The organism is Streptomyces sp. ICC4, from assembly GCF_003287915.1.
GTDB lineage: Bacteria > Actinomycetota > Actinomycetes > Streptomycetales > Streptomycetaceae > Streptomyces > Streptomyces tritrimontium.
The window spans coordinates 4,976,439-4,999,297 of sequence record NZ_CP030286.1; the positions used below are offsets into that span (position 1 = coordinate 4,976,439).

Consider the following 22,859-nt stretch of genomic DNA (forward strand, 5'->3'; position numbering starts at 1 on the left):
GTGTCCGGCGAAAGCCGCGCGAAGCGTCGGCCCCCTCCGCGTTAGCCTGGAGTCCGCAGACTCCAGCCAGCGGAAATACAGAGGGGCAGACGCAACACGTGCGCATCGCCAGGTTCTCGATCGACGGCAATGTCGCGTTCGGCGCGGTCGAGGGCAGCACTGCCCCCGGCGCCGAAGGTGAGCTCGTCCTCGACATCATCAAGGGCATCCCGTTCGCGGACTTCGAGCTCTCCGGCACGAAGGTCCCGCTGAGCAAGGTCCGGCTGCTGCCGCCCGTGCTCCCGAGCAAGATCGTGGCCATCGGCCGCAACTACGCGGAGCACGCGGCGGAGCTGGGCAACGCCATCTTCGACAGTGAAGGCCGTCCGGACGCCCCGATCACCTTCTTCAAGCCCTCCACCTCGGTGGTCGGCTCGGGCGACCCGATCACGTACCCCTCCTTCTCCCAGGACCTCCACCACGAGGCCGAGCTCGCCGTGGTCATCGGCCGCATGTGCCGCGAGGTCCCGCGCGAGCGGGTCAAGGACGTCATCCTCGGCTACACCTGCGCCAACGACGTCACCGCGCGCGACGTCCAGCAGCGCGAGAAGCAGTGGGCCCGGGCCAAGGGCTTCGACAGCGCCTGCCCCCTCGGCCCCTGGATCGAGACCGATCTGGACCCGAGCGACCTGGCCGTCCAGTGCACCGTCAACGGCGAACAGCGCCAGCTCGGCCGCACCAGTGACATGGTCCGCTCCGTCGAGGACCTGATCGTGCACATCACCGAGGCCATGACGCTGCTCCCGGGCGACGTCATCCTCACGGGGACCCCGGCCGGAGTCGGCCCCCTCAACGTCGGCGACGAGGTCGCCGTCACCATCGAAGGCATCGGCACTCTCACCAACAAGGTGATCAAGCGTGGCTAACGCGAACGTCCGCGTACGTTTCTGTCCCTCCCCGACCGGCAACCCCCACGTGGGCCTGGTCCGCACGGCCCTCTTCAACTGGGCGTTCGCCCGCCACCACGGCGGTACGTTCGTCTTCCGCATCGAGGACACCGACGCGGCCCGCGACTCCGAGGAGTCGTACGGGCAGCTGCTCGACTCGCTGCGCTGGCTCGGCTTCACCTGGGACGAGGGCCCCGAGGTGGGCGGCCCGCACGCCCCGTACCGCCAGTCCGAGCGCATGGACATCTACGCGGACGTCGCGAAGAAGCTCCAGGACGGCGGCTACGCCTACAGCTGCTACTGCACCACCGAGGAGCTGGACGCCCGCCGCGACGCCGCCCGCGCCGCCGGCAAGCCCTCCGGCTACGACGGCCACTGCCGCGACCTCACCGCCGAGCAGAAGACCGCGTACGAGACCGAGGGCCGCGCCTCGATCGTCCGCTTCCGGATGCCCGACGAGACCATCACCTTCACGGACCTGGTCCGCGGCGAGATCTCCGTCACCCCGGAGAACGTGCCGGACTTCGGCATCGTCCGGGCCAACGGCGCCCCGCTCTACACGCTCGTCAACCCGGTCGACGACGCGCTGATGGAGATCACCCACGTCCTGCGCGGCGAGGACCTGCTCTCCTCCACCCCCCGCCAGATCGCGCTCTACAGGGCGCTGATCGAGCTGGGCATCGCCAAGGGCGTCCCCGAGTTCGGCCACCTGCCGTACGTCATGGGCGAGGGCAACAAGAAGCTTTCCAAGCGCGACCCGGAGTCCTCGCTCAACCTCTACCGCGAGCGCGGCTTCCTGCCCGAGGGCCTGCTGAACTACCTCTCGCTCCTCGGCTGGTCCTTCTCCAAGGACCAGGACATCTTCTCGATCGAGGAGATGGTGGCGAAGTTCGACATCCCGGACGTCAACGCCAACCCGGCCCGCTTCGACCTCAAGAAGGCCGAGGCGATCAACGCCGACCACATCCGGCAGCTGGACCCCAAGGCCTTCGCGGACGCCTGCGCCCCGTGGCTCACGGCCCCGCACGCCAACTGGGCGCCCGAGGACTTCGACGCCGAGGCCTGGGAGCGCATCGCGCCCCACGCCCAGACCCGCGTCACGGTCCTGTCCGACATCACGGCCAACGTCGACTTCCTGTTCCTGAAGGAGCCGGTCGAGGACCAGGCCTCGTGGGACAAGGCGATGAAGGGCGACCCGGCGGCCCTGCTGGCGACGGCCCGCGAGAACCTGGCCGCCGCGGACTGGTCGGACCCCGAGTCCCTCAAGCAGGCGGTCCTCACCGCCGGCGAGGCCCACGGCCTCAAGCTCGGCAAGGCGCAGGCCCCGGTCCGCGTCGCGGTCACCGGCCGCACGGTCGGCCTCCCGCTCTTCGAGTCCCTGGAGATCCTGGGCAAGGACCGCGCCCTGGCCCGCGTCGACGCGACCCTGGCGAAGCTCACCGCGTAGCGGTTCCCGCGTTCCCGCAGGGGGCGGCGGCCGGATCTCCGGCCGCCGCCCCCTGCGGTGTTGTGTGAGCTCGGCCACGAAGCCGGAACGGGCCCCGCGGGCGTCGGCCCCGGCGTAGGGTCGGCCGCATGGCGATCCGCGCGGTGCTGTGGGACATCGACGACACCCTGTTCGACTACACCGGGGCCGACCGGGCCGGGCTCGTGGCGCACCTCGCCGACGAGGGGCTGGCCGAGCGGTACGGGACCGCGCACGAGGCGCTCGCCCTGTGGCGGCGGATCACCGACCGGCACTGGGAGCGCTTCGCCGCCGGGGAGGGGACCTTCCAGGGGCAGCGCAGGGACCGGGTCCGGGAGTTCCTCGGGTCGCCCGCGATGACCGACGTACAGGCGGACGACTGGTTCGGCCGGTACGTCGAGCACTACCAGGCCGCCTGGGAGCTGTTCCCCGACGTGGTGCCCGTACTGGACGCCCTCGCCGGCGGCTACCGGCACGGGGTGCTCTCCAACTCCTCCGTGGCCAACCAGGACCCCAAGCTGCGCCACCTCGGCCTGCGCGACCGCTTCGAGGTCCTGGTGTGTGCCGTCGAGCTGGGCGTCAGCAAGCCCGAGGCCGCCGCCTTCCTCGCGGCGTGCGACGAGCTCGGGCTGGAACCCGGGGAAGTGGTCTACGTGGGGGACCAGCCGGAGATCGACGCGCGCGGCGCCCGTGACGCCGGGCTGACGGCCGTGTGGCTCGACCGCGACGGATCGCGCGGCCCCGGACCCGAGGGCGTGCACCGGATCGCCGGACTCGACCGGCTCCCGCAGGTGCTGGCCGGGGATACCCGTTTTGGAGCACGGTCAGCCATCCGGTAATGTTCTTTCTGCGCCGCCCGAGCGGGCCGAAAGGCCGGGCCGGAGGCGCTAACCGAAGGAAAGTACCTCAGGTGCTTGACTTTTGGTGGGCTATAGTGTAATTGGCAACACGAGAGTTTCTGGTTCTCTTATTCTAGGTTCGAGTCCTGGTAGCCCAGCGCAGTTCAGTAGTAAACGCAGTGCTTGCCCCCGTTGTGTAGCGGCCTAGCACGCCGCCCTCTCAAGGCGGTAGCGCCGGTTCGAATCCGGTCGGGGGTACAGATCCTTCCCGCGAGATCTCCAGGGTCGCACCCGGATGTTTTGATGCAGGATCGCTAGGGCCCCCGTTGTGTAGCGGCCTAGCACGCCGCCCTCTCAAGGCGGTAGCGCCGGTTCGAATCCGGTCGGGGGTACGGTGTCTAGCTGGTCTAGACCTGTGGGCTATAGTGTAATTGGCAACACGAGAGTTTCTGGTTCTCTTATTCTAGGTTCGAGTCCTGGTAGCCCAGCGCAGTACCGCAGTAACAGCTAGCCCCCGTTGTGTAGCGGCCTAGCACGCCGCCCTCTCAAGGCGGTAGCGCCGGTTCGAATCCGGTCGGGGGTACGCACAGGAGAGGCCTTCCGCGTTCATCGCGGAGGGCCTCTTCTTCGTTCCCGGGCACGGCACACAAGTGTGGGCCCGGAGGCGCGCGTTCGGACGTGTGCGGCGTCGTGCGCGCCCCCGGGCCCGGGGGACTGGTGGATGGTCGGAAGGTCAGCTGGAGCGGCGCAGGGCCTCGGTCAGACGCGCTGCCGCGTCGATGACGGCCTGGGCGTGCATGCGCCCCGGGTGCCGGGTCAGGCGCTCGATCGGCCCGGAGACCGACACGGAGGCCACGACCCGGTTCGAGGGGCCGCGCACCGGCGCGGAGACGGAGGCCACGCCGGGCTCCCGCTCGCCGATCGACTGTGCCCAGCCGCGGCGCCGTACGCCCGAGAGGGCCGTCGCGGTGAAGCGCGCGCCCTGCAGGCCGCGGTGGAGCCGCTCGGGCTCCTCCCAGGCCATCAGGATCTGCGCGGCCGAGCCGGCCTTCATCGGGAGGGTGGAGCCCACCGGGACGGTGTCCCGCAGGCCCGACAGCCGCTCGGCGGCCGCCACGCAGATCCGCATGTCGCCCTGACGCCGGTAGAGCTGCGCGCTCTCGCCCGTCACGTCCCGGAGGTGGGTGAGCACCGGTCCGGCCGTGGCCAGCAGGCGGTCCTCGCCGGCCGCGGCGGCGAGCTCCGCCAGCCGCGGTCCGAGGATGAACCGGCCCTGCATGTCCCTCGCCACCATCCGGTGGTGTTCCAGTGCCACGGCAAGGCGATGTGCCGTGGGTCGTGCGAGCCCTGTCGCCGCGACCAGCCCGGCGAGGGTGGCCGGACCGGACTCCAGTGCGCTCAATACCAGAGCTGCCTTGTCGAGAACGCCGACGCCGCTAGAGTTGTCCATGAAACGATATTCGCGTCTCACACTGTGAAACGCAAGTTCAATTTTTCCAAGAACGAGCGAGTCTGTATGTGCGGGTCCACGAACCACTGGGTCCGAGCCGTCGTCCGGGACGTGGGGTACGGGCGGTCAGGCACACAAGATCTCTATGAAGCGCCGGCACAACCGGCCGGCCGGAGGGAAAGCGATGGGTAGGACACTCGCGGAGAAGGTCTGGGACGACCATGTCGTCCGGCGCGCGGAGGGCGAGCCCGATCTCCTCTTCATCGATCTGCACCTGCTGCACGAGGTGACCAGCCCGCAGGCCTTCGAAGGGCTGCGCCAGGCCGGCCGCAAGGTCCGCCGTCTCGACCTCACCATCGCGACCGAGGACCACAACACCCCCACGATCGACATCGACAAGCCGATCGCCGATCCGGTCTCCCGGACCCAGCTGGAGACGCTGCGCAAGAACTGCGCCGAGTTCGGCGTGCGCCTGCACTCGCTGGGCGACGTCGAGCAGGGTGTCGTCCACGTCGTGGGGCCGCAGCTGGGCCTGACCCAGCCGGGCACCACCGTGGTCTGCGGTGACTCGCACACCTCCACGCACGGCGCCTTCGGCGCGCTGGCCTTCGGCATCGGCACCAGCCAGGTCGAGCACGTGCTGGCGACCCAGACGCTGCCGCTGGCCCGCCCCAAGACGATGGCGATCACCGTCACCGGCGCGCTGGCCGAGGGCGTCACCGCCAAGGACCTGATCCTGGCCATCATCGCCAAGATCGGCACCGGCGGCGGCCAGGGCTACATCCTGGAGTACCGCGGCGAGGCCGTCGAGCAGCTGTCGATGGAAGCCCGCATGACCATCTGCAACATGTCGATCGAGGCCGGCGCCCGCGCGGGCATGATCGCCCCCGACCAGACCACCTTCGACTACCTCGAGGGCCGCGACCACGCCCCGGTGGGCGAGGACTGGGACGCGGCGGTCGCGTACTGGAAGACCCTGCGCACCGACGAGGACGCGGTCTTCGACGCCGAGGTCGTCGTCGACGGCACCACGCTGGCCCCGTTCGTCACCTGGGGCACCAACCCGGGCCAGGGCTCGCCGCTGTCGGCCAACGTCCCCGACCCTGCTTCGTACGAAGACGCTTCGGAGCGCCACGCCGCCGAAAAGGCCCTGGAGTACATGGGGTTGACGGCCGGACAGCCGCTGCGCGACATCAAGGTCGACACCGTCTTCGTAGGTTCCTGCACCAACGGCCGCATCGAGGACCTGCGCGCCGTCGCCGGCATCATCGAGGGCCGCAAAGTCGCCAACGGCGTACGGATGCTGGTCGTCCCGGGCTCCGTCCGGGTCGCCCTGCAGGCCGTGGCGGAGGGCCTGGACAAGGTCTTCAAGGAGGCCGGCGCCGAATGGCGGCACGCGGGCTGTTCGATGTGCCTGGGCATGAACCCCGACCAACTGGCGCCCGGTGAGCGCTCCGCGTCCACCTCCAACCGCAACTTCGAGGGCCGGCAGGGCAAGGGCGGGCGCACCCACCTGGTCTCCCCGCAGGTGGCAGCCGCCACCGCCGTACTGGGCCACCTGGCCTCGCCCGCCGACCTGGCCGGCTCGTCGGCCGCGACCGCCCCCGCAGGAGTCTGAGAGCGATGGAAGCCTTCACCACCCACACCGGCCGGGCCGTCCCGCTGCGCCGCAGCAACGTCGACACCGACCAGATCATCCCGGCCCACTGGCTGAAGAAGATCACCCGCGACGGCTTCGAGGACGGGCTCTTCGAGGCCTGGCGCAAGGACCCGGAGTTCATCACGAACCGCCCGGAGCGCGCCGGCGCGACCGTCCTGGTCGCCGGCCCCGACTTCGGCACCGGCTCCTCCCGCGAGCACGCCGTCTGGGCCCTGCAGAACTTCGGCTTCAAGACGGTCATCTCCTCCCGCTTCGCCGACATCTTCCGCGGCAACTCGCTGAAGAACGGTCTGCTGACCGTCGTCCTGCCGCAGGAGACCGTCGACCGGCTGTGGAAGCTGACCGAGGCGGACCCCACCGCCGAGATCACGGTCGACCTCGTCGACCGCCAGGTCCGAGCCGAAGGCGTCGTGGCGGAGTTCGAACTCGACGACAACGCCCGCTGGCGGCTGCTGGAGGGGCTGGACGACATCTCGCTCACCCTTCAGAACGAAGGGGACATCGCCACCTACGAAAGCGGCCGGCCCACCCACAAGCCGCGCACGATTCAGGCGTGATTCCGGCCTGATCAGGGCTTATTCGCCCCAGGGCGATCACATCGACAACACTGTGCCCCCTGCCTTCCGGCAGGGGGCACAGCTGTGTGTTGAGGCCCCGTGAGGCGACAACTCGCCCCAGATGGCACAATCTGTGCATGGAACGCGACAGTCAACTTGAGCTCTACGAACTCGTCGCGGACCGATTGAAAGAAGCACACACAAGGGTGCGCGAACTGCAAGTCCCGGAGGGCGTAAGGATGGCGCTGTCCCGGAAGCTGTTGGTCGTCACGGCTGCGGCGAAGCATGATCTCGCCGATGCGGCAAGGCGCCTGGACAGGTTGATGAAGGACCTCGACGAGGGTCGATTCCCTGAAGGCGACTGATGCGAAGGAACTCCGTAACGGCCTACAGCGTTGCGGCACTAGGGTGATAAGCCCGTTTCGTGTTTGATTTGCGGTATATATCCGCCTAACGTGCGAAATAAGCTTGAACACATTCGTTCTGGCGAAGTCTCCGAAGGGGAAGACGTTGAACAAGGCGCAGCTCGTAGAAGCGATTGCCGACAAGCTGGGCGGCCGTCAGCAGGCCGCGGACGCTGTCGACGCGGTACTGGACGCCATCGTCCGCGCGACCGTCGCGGGCGACCGGGTCTCGGTCACGGGCTTCGGCTCGTTCGAGAAGGTCGACCGCCCGGCCCGCTACGCACGCAACCCGCAGACGGGTGAGCGCGTCCGGGTCAAGAAGACCTCGGTTCCCCGCTTCCGTGCGGGCCAGGGGTTCAAGGACCTGGTCGCCGGCACCAAGAAGCTGCCCAAGGGCGGCGAGGTGTCGGTGAAGAAGGCGCCGAAGGGCAGCCTCACGGGCGGATCCTCCGCCGCCTCCGCCACGGTGAAGAAGGCCGTGGCGAAGAAGGCCACCACCGCCAAGAAGGCGGCCGCGAAGACCACGGTCGCGAAGAAGGCAACGGCCAAGAAGACCGTCACCGTCAAGAAGACGGCGGTCAAGGCCACCACGAAGAAGGCCACGGCCACGGCGAAGAAGGCCGCGCCGGTCGCCAAGAAGGCCGCCCCGGCGGCCAAGAAGACCACCGCCACCGCGAAGAAGACCGCGCCGGCGGCCAAGAAGGCCACCGCGGCGACGAAGGCGCCCGCCAAGAAGACGGCGACGCGCAAGGCCACCGCGAAGAAGACCACCGCCCGCAAGACCAAGTAGGGCACGGGTCACACGCGCCGGGCCGGCTTCCCCATCGGGGGGAAGCCGGCCCGCGGTGCGTTCGCGCAGGTCGCGGACGCAAAGGCCGCGGCGGGGGAGTTCAGAACGTCTGCAGCGTGACCAGCGTGATCCGCAGGCCGGCGCCCTCGCCGTCCGTCTCGATCCGGACCCGCTGCCCGGGGCGCAGCAGCCGCAGGCCGCCCGCGTCGAAGGCCGGGGCCTCGAAGGGCACCGGGGTGCCGTCGTCCAGCAGCACACTGCCGCTGCGGGTCTGGGAGTCGTACGTGTACGCGGTCGCCTGCATACGGGCACTGTATCGGGCCGTATGGCGCCCCACACCGAGGGTGAGGGCCGTCCGCAGATCCGCCGCCGTGTCCACGTCCCGGCGCAGGCTGTCGACTCCTTCCAAGGCCATTTCCACCGCCCCCGAGGCCGAATGCCGGGCTCGCGACGGGCCGCCGAACGAGGGTGCCAATTCCACGTCCGGAGCAGCGGAAAGCAAGGTCGTCCCGATTCCCGCCGCATCCGCCAGAAATGCCCGGGGAAATGCCGATGCGGTTTCGAGCACGCGTAGCAATTCGAGCGGCCGCAGCGCCGGCAGATCGGCGTTCATCGCCGCCACCGCCGCCCCGGGCCTGCCCGTGCGTATCTCCCGCGCCCCGTGGGCCAGCGCCGCGTTGAGCCCCGCGGCCGGGGAATCCGGGACGATCCGCGCCCCCAGTCGCGCCAGTTCCGCCCCGGCCGCGGAGTCGTCCGTGACGACCACCACATCGGCGACGGCCGCGCAGGCCAGCGCCCCTGCGACGGTGTCCAGCGCGAAGGCCAGGGCCAGGCCCGGCCGGGACGCGCCGACGGCTTCCGCGAGACGGCTCTTGGCCACCGCCAAGGGCTTCAGCGGGACCACCAGGCTCCAGACGGCGTTCGTGACGGACCCCTTCCCTCCGGTTGTGCCCGCGCGGCCGCGCGGACCATGACCAGGTCATGACCTGGTCATGCGTCGGCCCATTGTCACCTCATGCCGGGCGACCCGGGGCCTGACCCGGGTGGACGGGGCGTACGGTGTTCTCGACAGAGACCGGACCCGGGGCGACACTTGTCCGGCCCCGAGGCGCCCACGCCGCGCACCGGTCCTAGAGGAAGGTGTCCGAGTGTCCCGCCGCAGAATCGGCTTCTGGTACCGCCTTGCGGCGGCCATCGCGAAACCGCCGCTGGTAGTGCTGTTCAAGCGGGACTGGCGGGGAATGGAACATATTCCGGCCGACGGCGGATTCATCACCGCCGTCAATCACAACTCGTATCTGGACCCGCTGTCGTACGCGCACTTCCAGTACAACACCGGCCGGGTGCCCCGATTGCTCGGCAAGGCGGCCCTCTTCGACGTCCCCATTGTCGGCGCGATCCTGCGCGGCTCCGGACAGATCCCCGTCTACCGGGAGTCCACGAACGCCCTGGACGCATTCCGGGCCGCCGTGGACGCGATCGAGAGCGGCGAATGCGTCGCTTTCTACCCGGAAGGCACCCTGACCCGGGATCCCGACATGTGGCCGATGGCCGGCAAGACCGGCGCCGCCCGCGTGGCACTCATGACCAGGGCCCCCGTCATTCCGGTGGCCCAGTGGGGCGCGAACCTCGCGATGCCGCCCTACGCCAAGGAGAACAAGCTCAGCCTGTTCCCGCGCAAGACCCTCCAGGTGCTCGCCGGACCGCCGGTGGACCTCTCCGAGTACTACGACCGGGAACCCACTCCGGAGATCCTCAAGGAGGTCACCGAAGTCATCATGGCGGCCGTCACCGGGCTGCTGGAGGAGCTGCGGGGGGAGCAGGCGCCCACGCAGCCGTACGACCATCGCAAGGCCAGGGCGGAACAGCGGCGCAAGGCCGCGGGGGAGGGCAACAAGTGACACGTCCCGTGAAGGCAGCCGTATTCGGAACCGGCTCCTGGGGCACGGCTTTCGCCATGGTCCTCGCCGACGCCGGGTGCGAGGTGGTCCTGTGGGGCCGCCGCCAAGAGCTCGTCGACGCCGTCAACGACAGCCGGACCAACCCGGACTATCTCCCCGGCATCGAACTCCCCGCGAACATCCGCGCCACCACCGACCCGGCCGAGGCCGCGGCCGGCGCCGACTTCACTGTCCTCGCGGTCCCCTCGCAGACCCTGCGCGGCAACCTCGCCGACTGGGCCCCGCTGCTGGCCCGCGAGACCGTGCTCGTCTCCCTGATGAAGGGCGTCGAACTCGGCACCGCCAAGCGGATGAGCGAGGTCATCGAAGAGGTGGCCAAGGTCCCCGCCGGGCGCGTCGCCGTCGTCACCGGCCCCAACCTGGCCCGCGAGATCGCCGCCCGGCAGCCCGCCGCCTCCGTCGTCGCCTGCGTCGACGAAGCCGTGGCGCAGCGCCTCCAGGCCGCCTGCCACACCCCGTACTTCCGCCCGTACACGAGCACCGACGTCGTCGGCTGCGAGCTCGGCGGCGCCGTCAAGAACGTCATCGGCCTCGCCGTCGGCATCGCGGACGGGATGGGCCTCGGCGACAACACCAAGGGCTCGCTCATCACCCGCGGTCTCGCCGAAGCCACCCGCCTGGGCCTGGCGATGGGCGCCGACCCGCTCACCTTCTCCGGCCTCGCGGGCCTCGGCGACCTCGTCGCCACCTGCTCCTCGCCGCTCTCCCGGAACCACACCTTCGGCACCAACCTCGGCCGCGGGATGACCCTGGAAGAGACCATCGCGGTCACCAAGCAGACCGCCGAGGGCGTCAAGTCCTGCCAGTCCGTGGCCGATCTGGCCCGCCGCCACGGGGTCGACATGCCGATCACCGACACCGTCGTCGACATCGTCCACCACGGCAAGCCCACCCTGGTCGCGCTCAAGGAGCTCATGGGGCGCAGCGCCAAACCGGAACGGCGCTGACTGCTTTCCGGACGCGTGAGCGGGTACTCTCGTGGCGATATGAGCAGCGAGAACCTCCCCCAGACCCCTGAGCAGCAGGGCCGCAAGCCCCGCGTGGCCGTCGTGTTCGGCGGCCGCAGCTCGGAACACGCCATCTCGGTCGTCACCGCGGGCGCCGTCCTGCGCTCCATCGACCGCTCCAAGTACGAGGTGCTGCCCATCGGCATCACCACGGACGGCCGATGGGCGCTGACCGCCGACGAGCCCGCCCGGATGGCCATCTCCGGCGGCCGGCTCCCCAATGTGGGGCAGCTCGCCGAGTCCGAGGACGGCGCCGTGGTGCTCTCCGTCGACCCGGCCAGCCGCGAGGTCGTCTACACCGAGCCGGGCGCCGTCCCCAAGGCCCTGGGCGAGGTCGACGTCGTCTTCCCCGTCCTGCACGGCCCGTACGGTGAGGACGGCACGCTCCAGGGCCTCCTGGAGCTCTCCGGCATCCCGTACGTCGGCTCGGGCGTCCTCGCCTCGGCCGTCGGCCAGGACAAGGACTACATGAAGCGGGTCTTCACGTCCTTCGGGCTGCGCGTCGGCCCGTACGTGACCATCCGCCCCCGCGAGTGGGAGAACGACCGCGAGGGCGCCCTCGCCCGCATCGCGGACTTCGCCGGCGAGCACGGCTGGCCGCTGTTCATCAAGCCCGCGCGGGCCGGCTCCTCGATCGGCATCACCAAGGTCGACGACGCCTCCGGGCTGGACGCGGCGATCCGCGAGGCCCGCCGCCACGACCCGAAGATCATCGTGGAGGCACTGCTGCACGGCCGCGAGATCGAGTGCGGGGTCCTGGAGTTCGAGGACGGGCCGCGCGCGAGCGTGCCCGCCGAGATCCCGCCGGTCTCCAGCCACGACTTCTACGACTTCGAGGCGAAGTACATCGACGCCGCCTCCGGGATCGTGCCCGCCCCGCTCACCCCGGAGCAGACCGCCGAGGTCCAGAGGCTCGCGATCGAGGCCTTCGACGCCGCGTCCTGCGAGGGACTGGTGCGCGCCGACTTCTTCCTGACCGAGGACGGCACCTTCGTCATCAACGAGATCAACACGATGCCGGGCTTCACCCCCATCTCCATGTACCCGCGGATGTGGCAGGAGTCGGGCATCGAGTACCCGGAGCTGGTGGACCGCCTGATCCAGGCCGCCCTGCGCCGCTCCACCGGACTGCGCTAGGCCCCGCCGCACACGAAGGACCGCCCGCCGGCCGCCCGAGAGGGGTGGCCGGCGGGCGGTCCTTCGTGAGGTGCGGGCGCCGGGCGGCGCGCCGCCCGGCGGGCGGGCGCGCGGGTCAGTACGAGGAGATGCCCTCCGGCACGGTCTTGGCGATCGCGGCGGACAGGCCCACCAGCATGCCCGCATCCGTGGCATGCTCCTTGTCGACCAGGACCTCCGTGTACGCCAGCCGCATCCCGGTGGTGAACCGGTAGCCGCCGTCGTCCAGCTTCTCCAGGAGCCAGCCGACACCGTTCACCTCGACGCCGTCCTGCTTCGGATCCAGCATCTTCCCGGGCCTGGGGATACCGCACCGCAGTACGATCGCGGAGCCGCCCCACGCGGCGGTCAGATCGGACGCCGGAACCGCCGGAGTCCGGTCCTTGCCGGACACCGTCCCGGGGAGCTCCTTGTGCAACGCCGCACAGAAGCCCGCGACATCGGCGGGCGGGGCGGACGGAAGGCTCACGCGAGCCTCGGAGTCACCCGGCGAACAGCCCGCGAGGGCCGCCGGAGCGGCCAGCGCGGTCAGTGCGGCGAGCAGAGAGAAGGGCCGGCGGTGTCGTGACATCACCGGCCAAGAGTAGACGGGGGCTACAGATGGACCACCGGGCAGGTCAAGGTGCGGGTGATCCCCTCCACCTGCTGGACCTTGGCCACGACCATGCGACCGAGGTCGTCCACGGTGTCGGCCTGGGCGCGCACGATCACGTCGTACGGGCCCGTCACGTCCTCGGCCTGGATCACCCCCGCGATCTGCGCGATGGACTCGGCGACGAACGACGCCTTGCCCACCTCGGTCTGGATGAGGATGTACGCCTGTACCACGGAACCTCCAGGGCGGCCACGAGGATCATTTCCCCTACCCTTCGGGTGGGCCCGGGGATGACGGGTGGGCCCAGGGAAGAAGGGACGCCACGGTACCGCGTCGCCGAGCGCCGCGGGGAGACCCGCGGGTCCGGCGGCGCGCAGAGCGGGGCGTACGGAGAGCAGAAGTTGACGTATCTGTTGACGGTACCCAGAGCTGTGACGGCTCGCGACCGCAAGCGGACTGGGCAAGAAGGGGCACAGCGATGAAGGGCACTGTGGGCGAGCTGGGGGAGTTCGGGCTCATTCGAGAGCTCACCTCACGGCTCACCACCACCCCGGCGGTCCGGGTCGGACCGGGCGACGACGCCGCGGTGGTCTCGGCCCCCGACCGGCGGGTCGTGGCGAGCACCGACATCCTGCTGGAGGGCAGGCACTTCCGGCGCGACTGGTCCACGGCCTACGACGTCGGCCGCAAGGCCGCCGCGCAGAACCTCGCCGACATCGCCGCCATGGGCGCGGTGCCGACCGCGCTCCTGCTCGGCCTCGTCGTCCCGGCCGAGCTGCCGGTCACCTGGCCCACCGAGCTGATGGACGGCATCCGCGACGAATGCCAGGTCGCCGGCGCGGCCGTCGTCGGCGGCGACGTGGTCCGCGGCGACCTCATCACCGTCGCCATCACCGCGCTCGGCGACCTGCGCAACCACGAGCCCGTGCTGCGCTCCGGCGCCCAGCCCGGCGATGTCGTGGCCGTCACCGGCTGGCTCGGCTGGTCCGCGGCCGGCTTCGCGGTGCTCTCGCGCGGCTTCCGCTCGCCGCGGGCCTTCGTCGAGGCCCACCGGCGCCCCGAGCCGCCGTACCACGCGGGCCCCGCGGCCGCCGGACTCGGCGCCACCGCCATGACCGACGTCAGCGACGGCCTGATCGCCGACCTCGGGCACATCGCCGAGGCCAGCAAGGTACGGATCGACCTGCGCTCGGCGGCCGTCGACATCCCGACGCAGATGCACGACATCGGCCAGGCCGTCGGCGTGGACCCGCTCCAGTGGGTCCTGACCGGGGGAGAGGACCACGCCATCGTGGCCACCTTCCCGCCCGACGTGAAGCTCCCCGCCCGCTGGAAGGTCATCGGGGAGGTGCAGAACCGCTCCGCACTGCCCCAGGTGACCGTCGACGGCGCCCCCTGGACCAGCACCGGCGGCTGGGACCACTTCGGCGGCGACCAGGCCCCCGAGGAGGTCCCGCGATGAGCGGGTCCCCCCAGGGCCGCCCGCACCCGCCGCTGTGCCTGACCGTCGCCGGATCCGACTCCGGCGGCGGCGCGGGCATCCAGGCCGACCTCAAGACGATGATGGCGCTCGGGGTCCACGGGATGAGCGTGGTGACCGCTGTGACCGCGCAGAACTCCCGCGGTGTCAAAGGCGTCTGGGAACTGCCCGTCGAAGCCGTCAAGGGCCAGTACAGGGCCGTGGTGGACGACATCGGCGTGCAGGCCGTCAAGACGGGCATGCTCGCCAGCGCCGTGCTCGTGGAAACCGTCGCCGAGCTCCTCGCCGGGACCCGCGCCCCGGCCGTCGTGGACCCGGTCGGGGTCTCCAAGCACGGGGACCCGCTGCTCGCCGCCACGGCGCTGGACGCCGTGCGCAAGGAACTGCTGCCCCGGGCCACCGTGGCGACCCCCAACCTCGACGAGGTGACCCAGCTCACCGGCGTTGTCGTGCGGACCGAGGACGACATGCGCCGCGCCGCCGACGCGGTCCTCGCCTACGGGCCGGCGTGGGCGCTGGTCAAGGGCGGCCACCTCGCCGTGCACGGGGACGAGGCCGTGGACCTGCTGACGGACGGCTCGACCGAGCTCTGGCTCCGCGCCCCCCGCCACGACAACCGGCACACGCACGGCACCGGCTGCACGCTCGCCAGCGCGATCGCGGCGGGCCTGGCCATGGGCCGGGAGGTCCCCGAGGCCGTCACGGAGGCCAAGGAGTACGTCACGGGCGCCATCGCGGCCGGCTTCGCGCTGGGCGCGGGCATCGGACCGGTGGACCACGCCTGGCGCCGGCGCTGAAACGCCCGCAGGGCCTGCTCCACCCCGCGACTTCACGGGATGGGGCAGGCCCTGCGGGTTCGATCAGGCAAAGCAAGAGGCCGGTCCACCAGGTGGACCGGCCTTCTCAGCAACCGGAAAGGACTGCGCTACGACGGAAGGCGTCAGCGCGAGACCTTGCCGGCCTTGATGCACGAGGTGCAGGCGTTGAGGCGCTTCGGCGTCCCATTGACCACGGCACGGACACGCTGGATGTTCGGGTTCCAGCGACGCGAGGTGCGGCGGTGCGAGTGGGAAATGCTGTTGCCGAAGCTCGGCCCCTTGGCGCAAACGTCGCAGTTGGCAGCCACAGGTCACTCCAAAGACTTCAGATGCACTTACAGTGAATTCCGGCGCACCGGAATCAGGAAGTCTGAAGTGGTTTGCCGGAGGATGGCCCGACTCTCATCGGGCAACCGGAGCAGCATACAACGCCTGCCTCGGTCCGAGAAAACTACCACGGCCGCCGCCGCCCCCGCCCCGGGGTCGAGCCCCGCCGGCACCGCGGAGCACGCGTGGCGAGCGGCCGTGGGGCGGGGGTGGACGATCCGGGCGCAGGCCTCGACCTTGTCGGGCGCGGGGCCCGGGCCCATCGTGGCGTACTTCAGCACCGCCTTGCCGACGGGGGTGACGGGACCCAGCGGTGCCCGGGATCCCAGGACCGCCCCGGTGATACGGGTCCTCGCGCGCCCGGGGCGGATCGGCAGGGCCGGGGCCGGGGCCGGGGCTCATCAGGCCTCCTCGGCGGCCTGAACCGCCTGCGCGGCACCCGGGTCCGGGTAGCGGCCCTCCGGGCCGAACGGTTCTCCGTACAGGTAGCGGCCGAGCGCGGTGACCGGGAAGACCTGCCGGTACAGGTGGTAGTTGATGGAGAAGTCCCAGGGGAAGCCGGTCCCGGTGAAGTACGGCTCGTCCCAGCCGCCGTCCTCGCCCTGGGTGGAGACGAGGTACGCGATGCCCCGCCGGACGCTCTCGCCGTCCCGCTCCCCCGCCGACAGCATGGCCATCAGCGCCCAAGCCGTCTGGGAGGCGGTCGAGGCGCCCTTCCCGGCCCAGGACGGGTCCTTGTAGGAGCGCTGGTCCTCGCCCCACCCGCCGTCCTCGTTCTGTACGGATTCCAGCCAGCCCACGGCCCGCCGGATCGCGGGGTGCGAGAGGGCGAAGCCGGCGGCCGTCAGGGCCGGCACCACCGAGCCGGTCCCGTAGACGTAGTTGGTGCCCCAGCGGCCGAACCAGCCGCCCTCCGGCTCCTGTTCGGCGAGGAGCCAGGCGATGCCGCGCCGGGTCCGCGCGTCGCCCGCCTTGCCCTCGACGGCGAGCATCTCGACGACGTGGGCGGTGACGTCGGCCGAGGGCGGGTCGATGACCTCGCCGAAGTCGCAGAAGGGCAGCTTGTTGGGCAGCGGGCTGGTGTTGTCGGCGTCGAAGGCGCCCCAGGCGCCGTTCTTCGACTGCATGCCGAGGTTCCAGGACACCCCGCGGGCGATGGCCGCCTCGACCCGCGCCGGATCGGGGTGCTTGACGCGGCGCAGCGCCAGGACGACCTCGGCGGTGTCGTCGATGTCCGGGTAGGTGTCGTTGTGGAACTCGAACGCCCAGCCGCCCGGGGCCAGTCGGGGCCGGCGCACGGCCCAGTCGCCGCTGCGCCTGATCTCCTCGCCCAGCATCCAGTCGGCGGCCTTGACCAGGGCCGGGTGGTCGGGGCGCACGCCCGCGTCGGCCAGCGCGATGGCGGCCAGGCAGGTGTCCCAGACCGGGGACTGGCAGGCCTCGATCATGCGGGCGCCGTCCTCGCGCCACACCGCGAAGCGGTCCAGGGACTCCAGTCCGGCCCGCATCACCGGGTGCCCGAGGTCGTAGCCGAGCAGGTGCAGGGCGATCACGGAGTACACGGCGGGCGGCTGGATCCCGCCCCAGCAGCCGTCGTCCTCCTGGCGCTCCACGATCCAGCGGCCGGCGCTGGCCATGGCCGCCTCGCGCAGCCGGCGCGGCGCGAACCGGCGGTAGAGGTGCAGGGCCTTGTCCATCCGCTGGAAGGCGCCGCCCCAACTGGCCAGCGGGTCCAGCCGCTTGACGGGGTACGGGTTCCGCGCGTCGGTGTGCAGCTCGTCCAGCGCGAAGGGGGCCGGGCGGACCGGGCGCAGCGCCGAGACGACGGTGAGGGGGACGATGGTCTGCCGGGCCCAGCAGCCGAAGTCGTAGATGTTCAGCGGCACCCAGGGCGGCAGGAAGAGCAGTTCGGGCGGGAGTTCGGGCAGGTGGTCCCAGTTCCACCAGCCGAAGAGCGCGAGCCAGATGCGGGTGAACACGCGGGCGCCGGCGATCCCCCCGTGGCCGCGGATCCACGCCGAGGCGCGGGCCATGTGCGGGGCGCCCGGGTCGTCACCGGCGAGGCGCAGGGCCACGTAGGCCTCGATGGTGGCGGACAGGTCGCTGGGGCCCTTGTGGAACGTGGCCCAGGTGCCGTCGGCCCCCTGCTCGCCGCGGATGAACAGGGCGGCGGCCTGGGTGGTGGCCTCGTCCCGGATCCCGAGGAACTGGCGCAGCAGCAGGTCCTCGGCGTCCATGGTGACGTTGGTCTCCAGGTCGCCCTTCCACCAGCCGGCCTCGTCCTGCCGGTCGAGGAGGTTGCGCACGGCCCTGAGGGTGGCTTCGCGGACTGCCCGGTCGTCCGGGCCGGGCGCCGCGGCCGGCTCCGTCCGCACGGCGGGGCGGGTGGCGTGGCCCCGGCCCGGCGGGCCCGCGGCCACGCCGTCACCGGGTCCGGCGTCGCAGGCGTCCGCGCCGGCTCCGCCGTCGGTCGTCGCTGTCATGGCTTCCCCTTTGTGTGCAGTGTCCTCTGCTGTCCTGGGGTTCGCCGTCGGCCGGTACTACGGGCAGGCAGTACCGGTCGGCGACTCGCGATTCATATGCGCGATCGGGTGGCGATCACCTCTTGCGCACGACGACGAAGTCGGCGAGCGCCACGAGCTGGTCGCGCACGCGCCGGTCCATGTCCACGTCGTCGAGGGCCTTGATCGCCACCGCGTGCTGGCGCCGTGCCTCGTCGGCGGTCCACTGCCGGCCGCCGGCCGCCTCGATGAGCGCGGCGCGGGCCGCGAACTCCTCCTCGGAGAAGTTCTCGAAGTCGTTGCTCTTGGCATCGGCGGCGAGCAGTTCCGCGAGCTCCTCGCAGGCCGGTCCGCCGGCCGCGAGGGCGGCGACGACGGGCAGCGACTTCTTGCGCTGGCGCAGGTCGCTCCAGGTCTGCTTGCCCGTGGACTCCGGGTCTCCCCAGATGCCGAGGAGATCGTCGACGGCCTGGAAGGCGAGGCCGAGGTGGTAGCCGTACTCCTCCAGCTTGTCGGCCGTACGGTCGTCCGCGCCGCCGAGCACGGCGCCGATGGAGACCGCGCAGGCGAGCAGGGCGCCGGTCTTGTTGCCCTCCATCTCCAGGCACTCCGCGACGCTGACGCTCTCGCGGTGCTCGTAGGAGATGTCCTGCGCCTGGCCGTCGATGAGCTTGCGGCTCGCGGTGGTCAGGCGCATGGCGGCGCGGCCGGCCTCGACGGTGCCGAGTTCCAGCAGGACCTCGTTGGCCAGGGCGAACAGCGCGTCGCCGACCAGGATCGCGAGGGCCGGTCCGTGGACCTTCCACACCGTGTCGCGGTGGCGGCGCTGCTCGTCCCCGTCCATCAGGTCGTCGTGCAGCAGCGAGAAGTTGTGGACGAGCTCCACGGCGACCGCGCCCGGGATCCCGACCTCGGCCGCGGCGCCCGCGGCCTCGGCGGAGAGCAGGGCGAGGGCGGGGCGCACGGCTTTGCCGCCGTCGCCGTCCGCCGGGTTGCCCTGGGCGTCGATCCAGCCGAAGTGGTAGGCGGCGACGGTGTCCATGGGCGCGGCGAGCCGGTCCACGGCGGAGCGGAGCGCGGGCGTCGAGAGCGTACGGCCGCGCTCCAGGAGGGCGAGCGTGTCCGCCTTCTCCCCGCCGGCCGGGCCCGTACTGGCGTCCGTGTTCTCGACGGCCGGATTCCCCGGGTTCACTGGCTCTCCTCTGGTTCCTGTACGTACTGCGGTGCGTGCTGCTGCGGTACCGGTGGTGCCTGTGGTGCCGGTACCGATGGTGCCGGTGGTGCCGGTGGTCGTCATGCCGCCTCCTGCAAGGGATGTTCGCGGTGGCGGCCCAGCATGCCGAGCGCGGCATGAGCCGCGCTCAGTCCGCTGCGGACGGCGCTCTCCATGGTCGCGGGCCAACCCGTCGCGGTCCACGCACCGGCGAGGTAGAGCCCCGGCGTGTCGGTCCGCGCGCCGGGCCGCAGCCGCCCGACGCCGGGGGTGGGGGCGAAGGTCGCGGTCCGCTCCCGGGTGACGAAGAAGTCCCGCACCTTGGCGCCGCGCGCGGCGGGCAGCAGCCGTTCCAGCTCGGGCAGGTACTTGGCGCGCAGGACCGAGACGGGCTCGTCGATGTCCTCGTGGGCGACCGACTGGGACAGGGCCAGGTACTGGCCGCCGTCGGGCAGCCCGGAGGAGTCGGTGCGGTCGAAGACCCATTGGACCGGGGAGCCGAGGGCCGCGAAGAACGGCTGCTTGAGCACCTTGCGGTCGTAGACGACGTGCACGTTGAGGATCGGAGCGGTGGCGATGTCGAGGAGCTTGTCCGGGTCGGCGAGCGCGCCGGCCGGGAGCAGCCCGTGTGCCTCGCGCTGCGGGACGGCGAGCACGACGGTGTCGGCGTCGAGCGACTCCTGCTCCGTGTCGACCCGCCAACCGCCTTCCACCGTACGGGAGATGCCGGTGACCCGGGTGCGCAGCGCGGTGCGCACCCCGGCCGCGTCCAGGGCCTCGCGGGCGAGCGTGTCGTGCAGGTCGCCCAGCGGTACGCGGGCCCAGCCGATGTCGGCCGCGCCGTTCTCGGAGAGCAGGCCGGTCTTGAAGACCATCGCGGCCAGGCCCAGCGAGGACTGCTCGGCGGTCGCGTTGAGGGTGGCGATGCCGACGAGGTCCCACAACGCCTCGATGGTGCGCGGGCTCTGGCCGTAGCGGGCGAGCCAGGTGGCGAAGTCCAGGCCGTCGAGCGCCGGGTCGGCGGGGTCGAGGCGGCGCAGCGCGAGGGCGGCGCGCCCCACGCTCACGCGCTCCGCGAGCGAGAGGTGGGGGTAGCGGGCGAGGGAGCCGGCCAGGTGCAGCGGCACGGGCAGGGCGCTGCGGCGCAGCCTGCCGAGCCGGGGGCCGCCGGGGTGGGCGGCGTCGAGGACGGGGACGTCGAGCCGGTCCTGGAGGGGCGCCAGATCGGCGCCGCCGACGCGGTCGAGGAACCACCGGTAGGCGGTGCAGCAGCGCAGGTAGACGTGCTGGCCGTTGTCGACGGTCAGGTCCCCGCGCTTGAAGGAGAACGCGAGGCCGCCGAGCCTGGGCCGGCCCTCCAGCAGCGTCACCCGCAGACCGGCGTCGGCGAGTTCCAGCGCGGTGGTGACGCCGGCGAGGCCGCCGCCGACGACCACGGCGTGGTGCGCGGTCATACGTCCTCCTCCGTCACTGCGACAGACGCCGCCGGGCGCGGCGGGGTTGCTCCCGCCCCGTTCGCGGGTGCGGCCGGGCGGCCCGCGGCCATCAGAGCCGCCTCCGGTTGCTCTGGCGCGAGATGGTCCGCGCGTCGAGGCCGGAGAGTCCGCGGACGGCCACGTACGCCTTCTCGTGCGTCGGCAGCGAGACCCGGCCGCGGAGCACGGCCTCGGGCTCGCGCTCGATGCGGTCCAGGAGGCGCCGGTAGATGCCGGCCATGGCGGCGACGCAGGCGCCGCTGCGCCGGTCGAGCATGGGCAGCAGCTTGTAGCCCTCGACGAACAGGGCGCGGGCGCGCCGCACTTCGTGGTGGACCAGGCCGGCGAAGTCGGAGCCGGCGGGCATCCGGTCACTGTGGAAGCCCTCGGAGCAGCCGAATTTGGCCAGGTCCTCGGCGGGCAGGTAGGTGCGTCCGTTGCCCGCGTCCTCCCGGACGTCGCGCAGGATGTTGGTGAGTTGCAGCGCGAGGCCGAGGGTGTCGGCGTACTCGCCGGCCAGTGCCGCGTCGCGGCTGCCGGCCGGGGCCGTGCCGAACACGCCGAGCGAGAGCCGGCCGATGGCGCCGGCGACGCAGCGGCAGTAGACCTTGAGGTCGTCCCAGGTCTCGTACGTCTCGCCGCGCACGTCCATCAGGACGCCGTCGATGAGCTCGTCGAGCCCTTCGAGCGGGATCGGGAAGCGGCGGGCGGCGTGCGCGAGGGCGACCGCGACCGGGTCGGTGTCGTCCTCGTCGATCCCCTCGGCGCGGATCCGGCCGAGCAGGGCGCGGGTCTCCTCCAGCCGGGCCAGCTTGACCTCGGGCGGCAGTGTGCCGTCGCCGATGTCGTCGACCCGCCGGGAGAAGGCGTACAGCGCGGACATCGCCTGCCGCTTGTCGAGCGGGAGCAGCCGGATGCCGTAGGCGAAGTTGCGCGCCTGCGCGCCGGTGACCGCCTCGCAGTAGCTGTAGGCGGCCGAAATCGGTGCGGACATCGGAGCCGGTGCGGACGGGGCGCCCGGTGCGGACGCGTGTGTGGGGCCCTCCACGGTCGGGCTCACCCCTTTCTCGGCGCTGTGCGCAGGACGGCGGCCACCTCGCGGAGCAGGCCGCTCTTGGTGGGCTTGGGCGGACCGGGCAGGACGTCGAAGCCGGCGGCGGTGACGGCTCGCAGGGCGGCCCTGCCCCCTCCCACGAAGCCCGCGAGCAGCAGTCGGAGCCTTCCGTCGACGCTGCCCACGAGCGGTGTGCCCTCGTTCAGGAGGTCCCGCGCCCGTTCGGTTTCGAAGGCGATCAGCGAGCGTACGGAGGCGCCGGCGGACGGGGCCTTCAGGTCGGCCTCGGCCACGTGGAAGCGGCGCATGTCCTCGCCCGGGAGGTAGATCCGGTCGCGGCCGAGGTCCTCGGCGACGTCCTGGAGGTGTTCGGCGATCTGCAGGGCGGTGCAGACGGCGTCGGAGCGGCGGATCCGCTCGGGGGTGGCGGTGCCGGTGAGCTGGAGCACGAGGCGGCCCACCGGGTTGGCGGAGAGCTCGCAGTAGGCGACGAGGTCGCCGTACGTCTCGTAGCGCGCGACCCGCTGGTCCTGGCGGTTGGCCTCGATGAGCCCGAGGAACGGCTCGGGGGTGAGCCCGTGATCGCGTACGACGGGCTGCAGGGCCAGCATGAGGGGGTGGCGGGGCGGGCCGCCGGTCCCGAAGACCCGGTGCAGGTCGGCCTCGAAGGCGTCGAGCATGGCGGGCCGGTCGTCCGCGGCGGCGGGGTCGAGGCCGAGGAGGACGGCGTCGCGGCCGCCCGGGGCGAGGTCTCCGTCGCCGATGTCGTCGACCAGGCGGGCATACCCGTAGACCGCCATCAGGCCCTCGCGCCAGGCGCGGGGCAGGAAGGCGGGGGCGACGGGGAAGTTCTCGGTGCGGGCCTTGTCGAGGGTCGCACCGGTGGCGGCGGAAAGGGCCTCGGAGGTGCCGTGAACGCCGGAGGTGCCGGTGGTGCCGGGGACCGTGTGCGGCCGGGGGCTGATGCCGTGCCCCGGGGTCACCGCCCGCCGCCCGTGGCGGGAACGGCCGTCGTGCCTGGGGGCCGGAGAATTCCCGTAGCCATTGCCGTCACATCTCCCGTTCTACACTGCGAACCCAATACATCCCATTTCGGACACGCCGCCGGGCATTTCCCGGAGCGCCCCAGGCTATTCACCTGTAGGGAATCGTCCCTCTTGC

Annotated in this window: 21 protein-coding genes, 5 tRNA genes and 2 pseudogenes; 17 read left to right on the forward strand and 11 right to left on the reverse strand. The window is 71.6% G+C overall.

Annotation, left to right across the window (positions count from 1 at the left end; all coding sequences use genetic code 11):
* Positions 1-98: 98 nt before the first annotated feature.
* The 8 genes from DRB89_RS23180 to DRB89_RS23215 all read left to right on the forward strand — a co-directional run bounded on the left by DRB89_RS23180 (position 99) and on the right by DRB89_RS23215 (position 3,813).
* Positions 99-905, forward strand: coding sequence for a fumarylacetoacetate hydrolase family protein (locus tag DRB89_RS23180; RefSeq protein ID WP_112450205.1), 807 nt, complete (start codon positions 99-101; stop codon positions 903-905).
* The gene (gene gltX / locus DRB89_RS23185; protein WP_112450206.1) at positions 898-2,373 is read left to right on the forward strand and encodes a glutamate--tRNA ligase; all 1,476 of its coding nucleotides are present in this window, start codon (positions 898-900) and stop codon (positions 2,371-2,373) included. Before DRB89_RS23180 ends, gltX begins: the two co-directional genes overlap by 8 nt.
* A 128-nt stretch (positions 2,374-2,501) precedes the next feature.
* Positions 2,502-3,230: an HAD family hydrolase gene (locus DRB89_RS23190; RefSeq protein WP_112450207.1), complete on the forward strand. Its 729-nt coding sequence runs from the start codon at positions 2,502-2,504 to the stop codon at positions 3,228-3,230.
* Positions 3,231-3,316: 86 nt separating this feature from the next.
* Positions 3,317-3,388: transfer RNA gene (locus DRB89_RS23195), tRNA-Gln, on the forward strand.
* A 27-nt stretch (positions 3,389-3,415) separates the two neighbouring features.
* Positions 3,416-3,488, forward strand: a tRNA-Glu gene (locus DRB89_RS23200).
* Positions 3,489-3,549: 61 nt separating this feature from the next.
* Positions 3,550-3,622 (forward strand) — tRNA-Glu (locus tag DRB89_RS23205).
* Between the two features lie 24 nt (positions 3,623-3,646).
* Positions 3,647-3,718: transfer RNA gene (locus DRB89_RS23210), tRNA-Gln, on the forward strand.
* Positions 3,719-3,740: 22 nt separating this feature from the next.
* Positions 3,741-3,813 (forward strand) — tRNA-Glu (locus DRB89_RS23215).
* A 150-nt stretch (positions 3,814-3,963) separates the two neighbouring features.
* Here the strand turns inward: DRB89_RS23215 and ndgR are convergent.
* On the reverse strand, positions 3,964-4,680 hold the full coding sequence (gene ndgR / locus DRB89_RS23220) for an IclR family transcriptional regulator NdgR (protein WP_112450208.1): 717 nt from the start codon (positions 4,678-4,680) through the stop codon (positions 3,964-3,966).
* Positions 4,681-4,864: 184 nt separating this feature from the next.
* Between ndgR and leuC the strand changes: the two genes are divergently transcribed.
* The 4 genes from leuC (at position 4,865) to DRB89_RS23240 (ending at position 8,091) form a co-directional block, all read left to right on the forward strand.
* Entirely contained in the window at positions 4,865-6,298 is a 1,434-nt protein-coding gene (leuC, locus tag DRB89_RS23225) for a 3-isopropylmalate dehydratase large subunit (protein WP_112450209.1), read from the forward strand.
* A 5-nt stretch (positions 6,299-6,303) separates the two neighbouring features.
* Positions 6,304-6,897, forward strand: coding sequence for a 3-isopropylmalate dehydratase small subunit (gene leuD / locus DRB89_RS23230; protein ID WP_112450210.1), 594 nt, complete (start codon positions 6,304-6,306; stop codon positions 6,895-6,897).
* A gap of 137 nt (positions 6,898-7,034) precedes the next feature.
* The gene (locus DRB89_RS23235; RefSeq protein WP_112450211.1) at positions 7,035-7,262 is read left to right on the forward strand and encodes a hypothetical protein; all 228 of its coding nucleotides are present in this window, start codon (positions 7,035-7,037) and stop codon (positions 7,260-7,262) included.
* Positions 7,263-7,407: 145 nt separating this feature from the next.
* Positions 7,408-8,091, forward strand: a complete 684-nt coding sequence (locus DRB89_RS23240) for an HU family DNA-binding protein (RefSeq protein WP_112450212.1) — start codon at positions 7,408-7,410, stop codon at positions 8,089-8,091.
* A gap of 307 nt (positions 8,092-8,398) precedes the next feature.
* On the opposite strand, the pseudogene cofC reads toward DRB89_RS23240, so the two are convergent.
* Positions 8,399-8,998 (reverse strand): annotated as a pseudogene (gene cofC, locus DRB89_RS23245) (2-phospho-L-lactate guanylyltransferase); the annotation flags it as partial.
* Positions 8,999-9,239: 241 nt separating this feature from the next.
* Here cofC and DRB89_RS23250 point away from each other — a divergent pair.
* The 3 genes from DRB89_RS23250 to DRB89_RS23260 are packed head-to-tail and all read left to right on the forward strand — an operon-like array spanning position 9,240 to position 12,196.
* Entirely contained in the window at positions 9,240-9,992 is a 753-nt protein-coding gene (locus DRB89_RS23250) for a lysophospholipid acyltransferase family protein (protein WP_112450214.1), read from the forward strand.
* Positions 9,989-10,999: an NAD(P)H-dependent glycerol-3-phosphate dehydrogenase gene (locus tag DRB89_RS23255; RefSeq protein WP_112450215.1), complete on the forward strand. Its 1,011-nt coding sequence runs from the start codon at positions 9,989-9,991 to the stop codon at positions 10,997-10,999. The genes DRB89_RS23250 and DRB89_RS23255 overlap by 4 nt, the downstream gene beginning before the upstream one ends.
* A 39-nt stretch (positions 11,000-11,038) precedes the next feature.
* Positions 11,039-12,196: a D-alanine--D-alanine ligase family protein gene (locus tag DRB89_RS23260; RefSeq protein ID WP_112450216.1), complete on the forward strand. Its 1,158-nt coding sequence runs from the start codon at positions 11,039-11,041 to the stop codon at positions 12,194-12,196.
* A 115-nt stretch (positions 12,197-12,311) separates the two neighbouring features.
* Here the strand turns inward: DRB89_RS23260 and DRB89_RS23265 are convergent, their stop codons facing one another.
* Together DRB89_RS23265 and DRB89_RS23270 are read right to left on the reverse strand one after the other, a co-directional pair.
* Positions 12,312-12,806, reverse strand: coding sequence for a DUF3515 domain-containing protein (locus DRB89_RS23265; RefSeq protein WP_112450217.1), 495 nt, complete (start codon positions 12,804-12,806; stop codon positions 12,312-12,314).
* 23 nt (positions 12,807-12,829) lie between these two features.
* A complete protein-coding gene (locus DRB89_RS23270) occupies positions 12,830-13,063 on the reverse strand; it encodes an Lrp/AsnC ligand binding domain-containing protein (protein ID WP_112450218.1) in 234 nt (77 codons plus the stop codon).
* 245 nt (positions 13,064-13,308) lie between these two features.
* Here DRB89_RS23270 and DRB89_RS23275 point away from each other — a divergent pair, with 245 nt between their 5' ends.
* Both DRB89_RS23275 and thiD read left to right on the forward strand, forming a co-directional pair.
* Positions 13,309-14,292, forward strand: coding sequence for a thiamine-phosphate kinase (locus tag DRB89_RS23275; protein ID WP_112450219.1), 984 nt, complete (start codon positions 13,309-13,311; stop codon positions 14,290-14,292).
* Positions 14,289-15,107: a bifunctional hydroxymethylpyrimidine kinase/phosphomethylpyrimidine kinase gene (thiD, locus tag DRB89_RS23280; protein ID WP_112450220.1), complete on the forward strand. Its 819-nt coding sequence runs from the start codon at positions 14,289-14,291 to the stop codon at positions 15,105-15,107. The genes DRB89_RS23275 and thiD overlap by 4 nt, the downstream gene beginning before the upstream one ends.
* A gap of 143 nt (positions 15,108-15,250) precedes the next feature.
* Here the strand turns inward: thiD and rpmB are convergent, their stop codons facing one another.
* The 7 genes and pseudogenes from rpmB to hpnC form a co-directional block, all read right to left on the reverse strand.
* Positions 15,251-15,436, reverse strand: a complete 186-nt coding sequence (rpmB, locus tag DRB89_RS23285) for a 50S ribosomal protein L28 (protein WP_073911113.1) — start codon at positions 15,434-15,436, stop codon at positions 15,251-15,253.
* 204 nt (positions 15,437-15,640) lie between these two features.
* Positions 15,641-15,832 (reverse strand): annotated as a pseudogene (locus tag DRB89_RS44805) (alpha/beta hydrolase); the annotation flags it as partial.
* Between the two features lie 24 nt (positions 15,833-15,856).
* Positions 15,857-17,938: a squalene--hopene cyclase gene (shc, locus tag DRB89_RS23295; protein WP_112450235.1), complete on the reverse strand. Its 2,082-nt coding sequence runs from the start codon at positions 17,936-17,938 to the stop codon at positions 15,857-15,859.
* Positions 17,939-18,053: 115 nt separating this feature from the next.
* Positions 18,054-19,064 carry a polyprenyl synthetase family protein gene (locus DRB89_RS23300; protein WP_112453661.1) on the reverse strand — a complete coding sequence of 337 codons (1,011 nt, stop codon included), beginning with the start codon at positions 19,062-19,064 and terminating at the stop codon, positions 18,054-18,056.
* A gap of 185 nt (positions 19,065-19,249) precedes the next feature.
* Positions 19,250-20,623: a hydroxysqualene dehydroxylase HpnE gene (gene hpnE, locus DRB89_RS23305; RefSeq protein WP_112450234.1), complete on the reverse strand. Its 1,374-nt coding sequence runs from the start codon at positions 20,621-20,623 to the stop codon at positions 19,250-19,252.
* Between the two features lie 91 nt (positions 20,624-20,714).
* Entirely contained in the window at positions 20,715-21,638 is a 924-nt protein-coding gene (gene hpnD / locus DRB89_RS23310; RefSeq protein ID WP_112453660.1) for a presqualene diphosphate synthase HpnD, read from the reverse strand.
* A gap of 62 nt (positions 21,639-21,700) precedes the next feature.
* Positions 21,701-22,681 carry a squalene synthase HpnC gene (hpnC, locus tag DRB89_RS23315; RefSeq protein WP_275432015.1) on the reverse strand — a complete coding sequence of 327 codons (981 nt, stop codon included), beginning with the start codon at positions 22,679-22,681 and terminating at the stop codon, positions 21,701-21,703.
* Between the last annotated feature and the right edge of the window lie 178 nt (positions 22,682-22,859).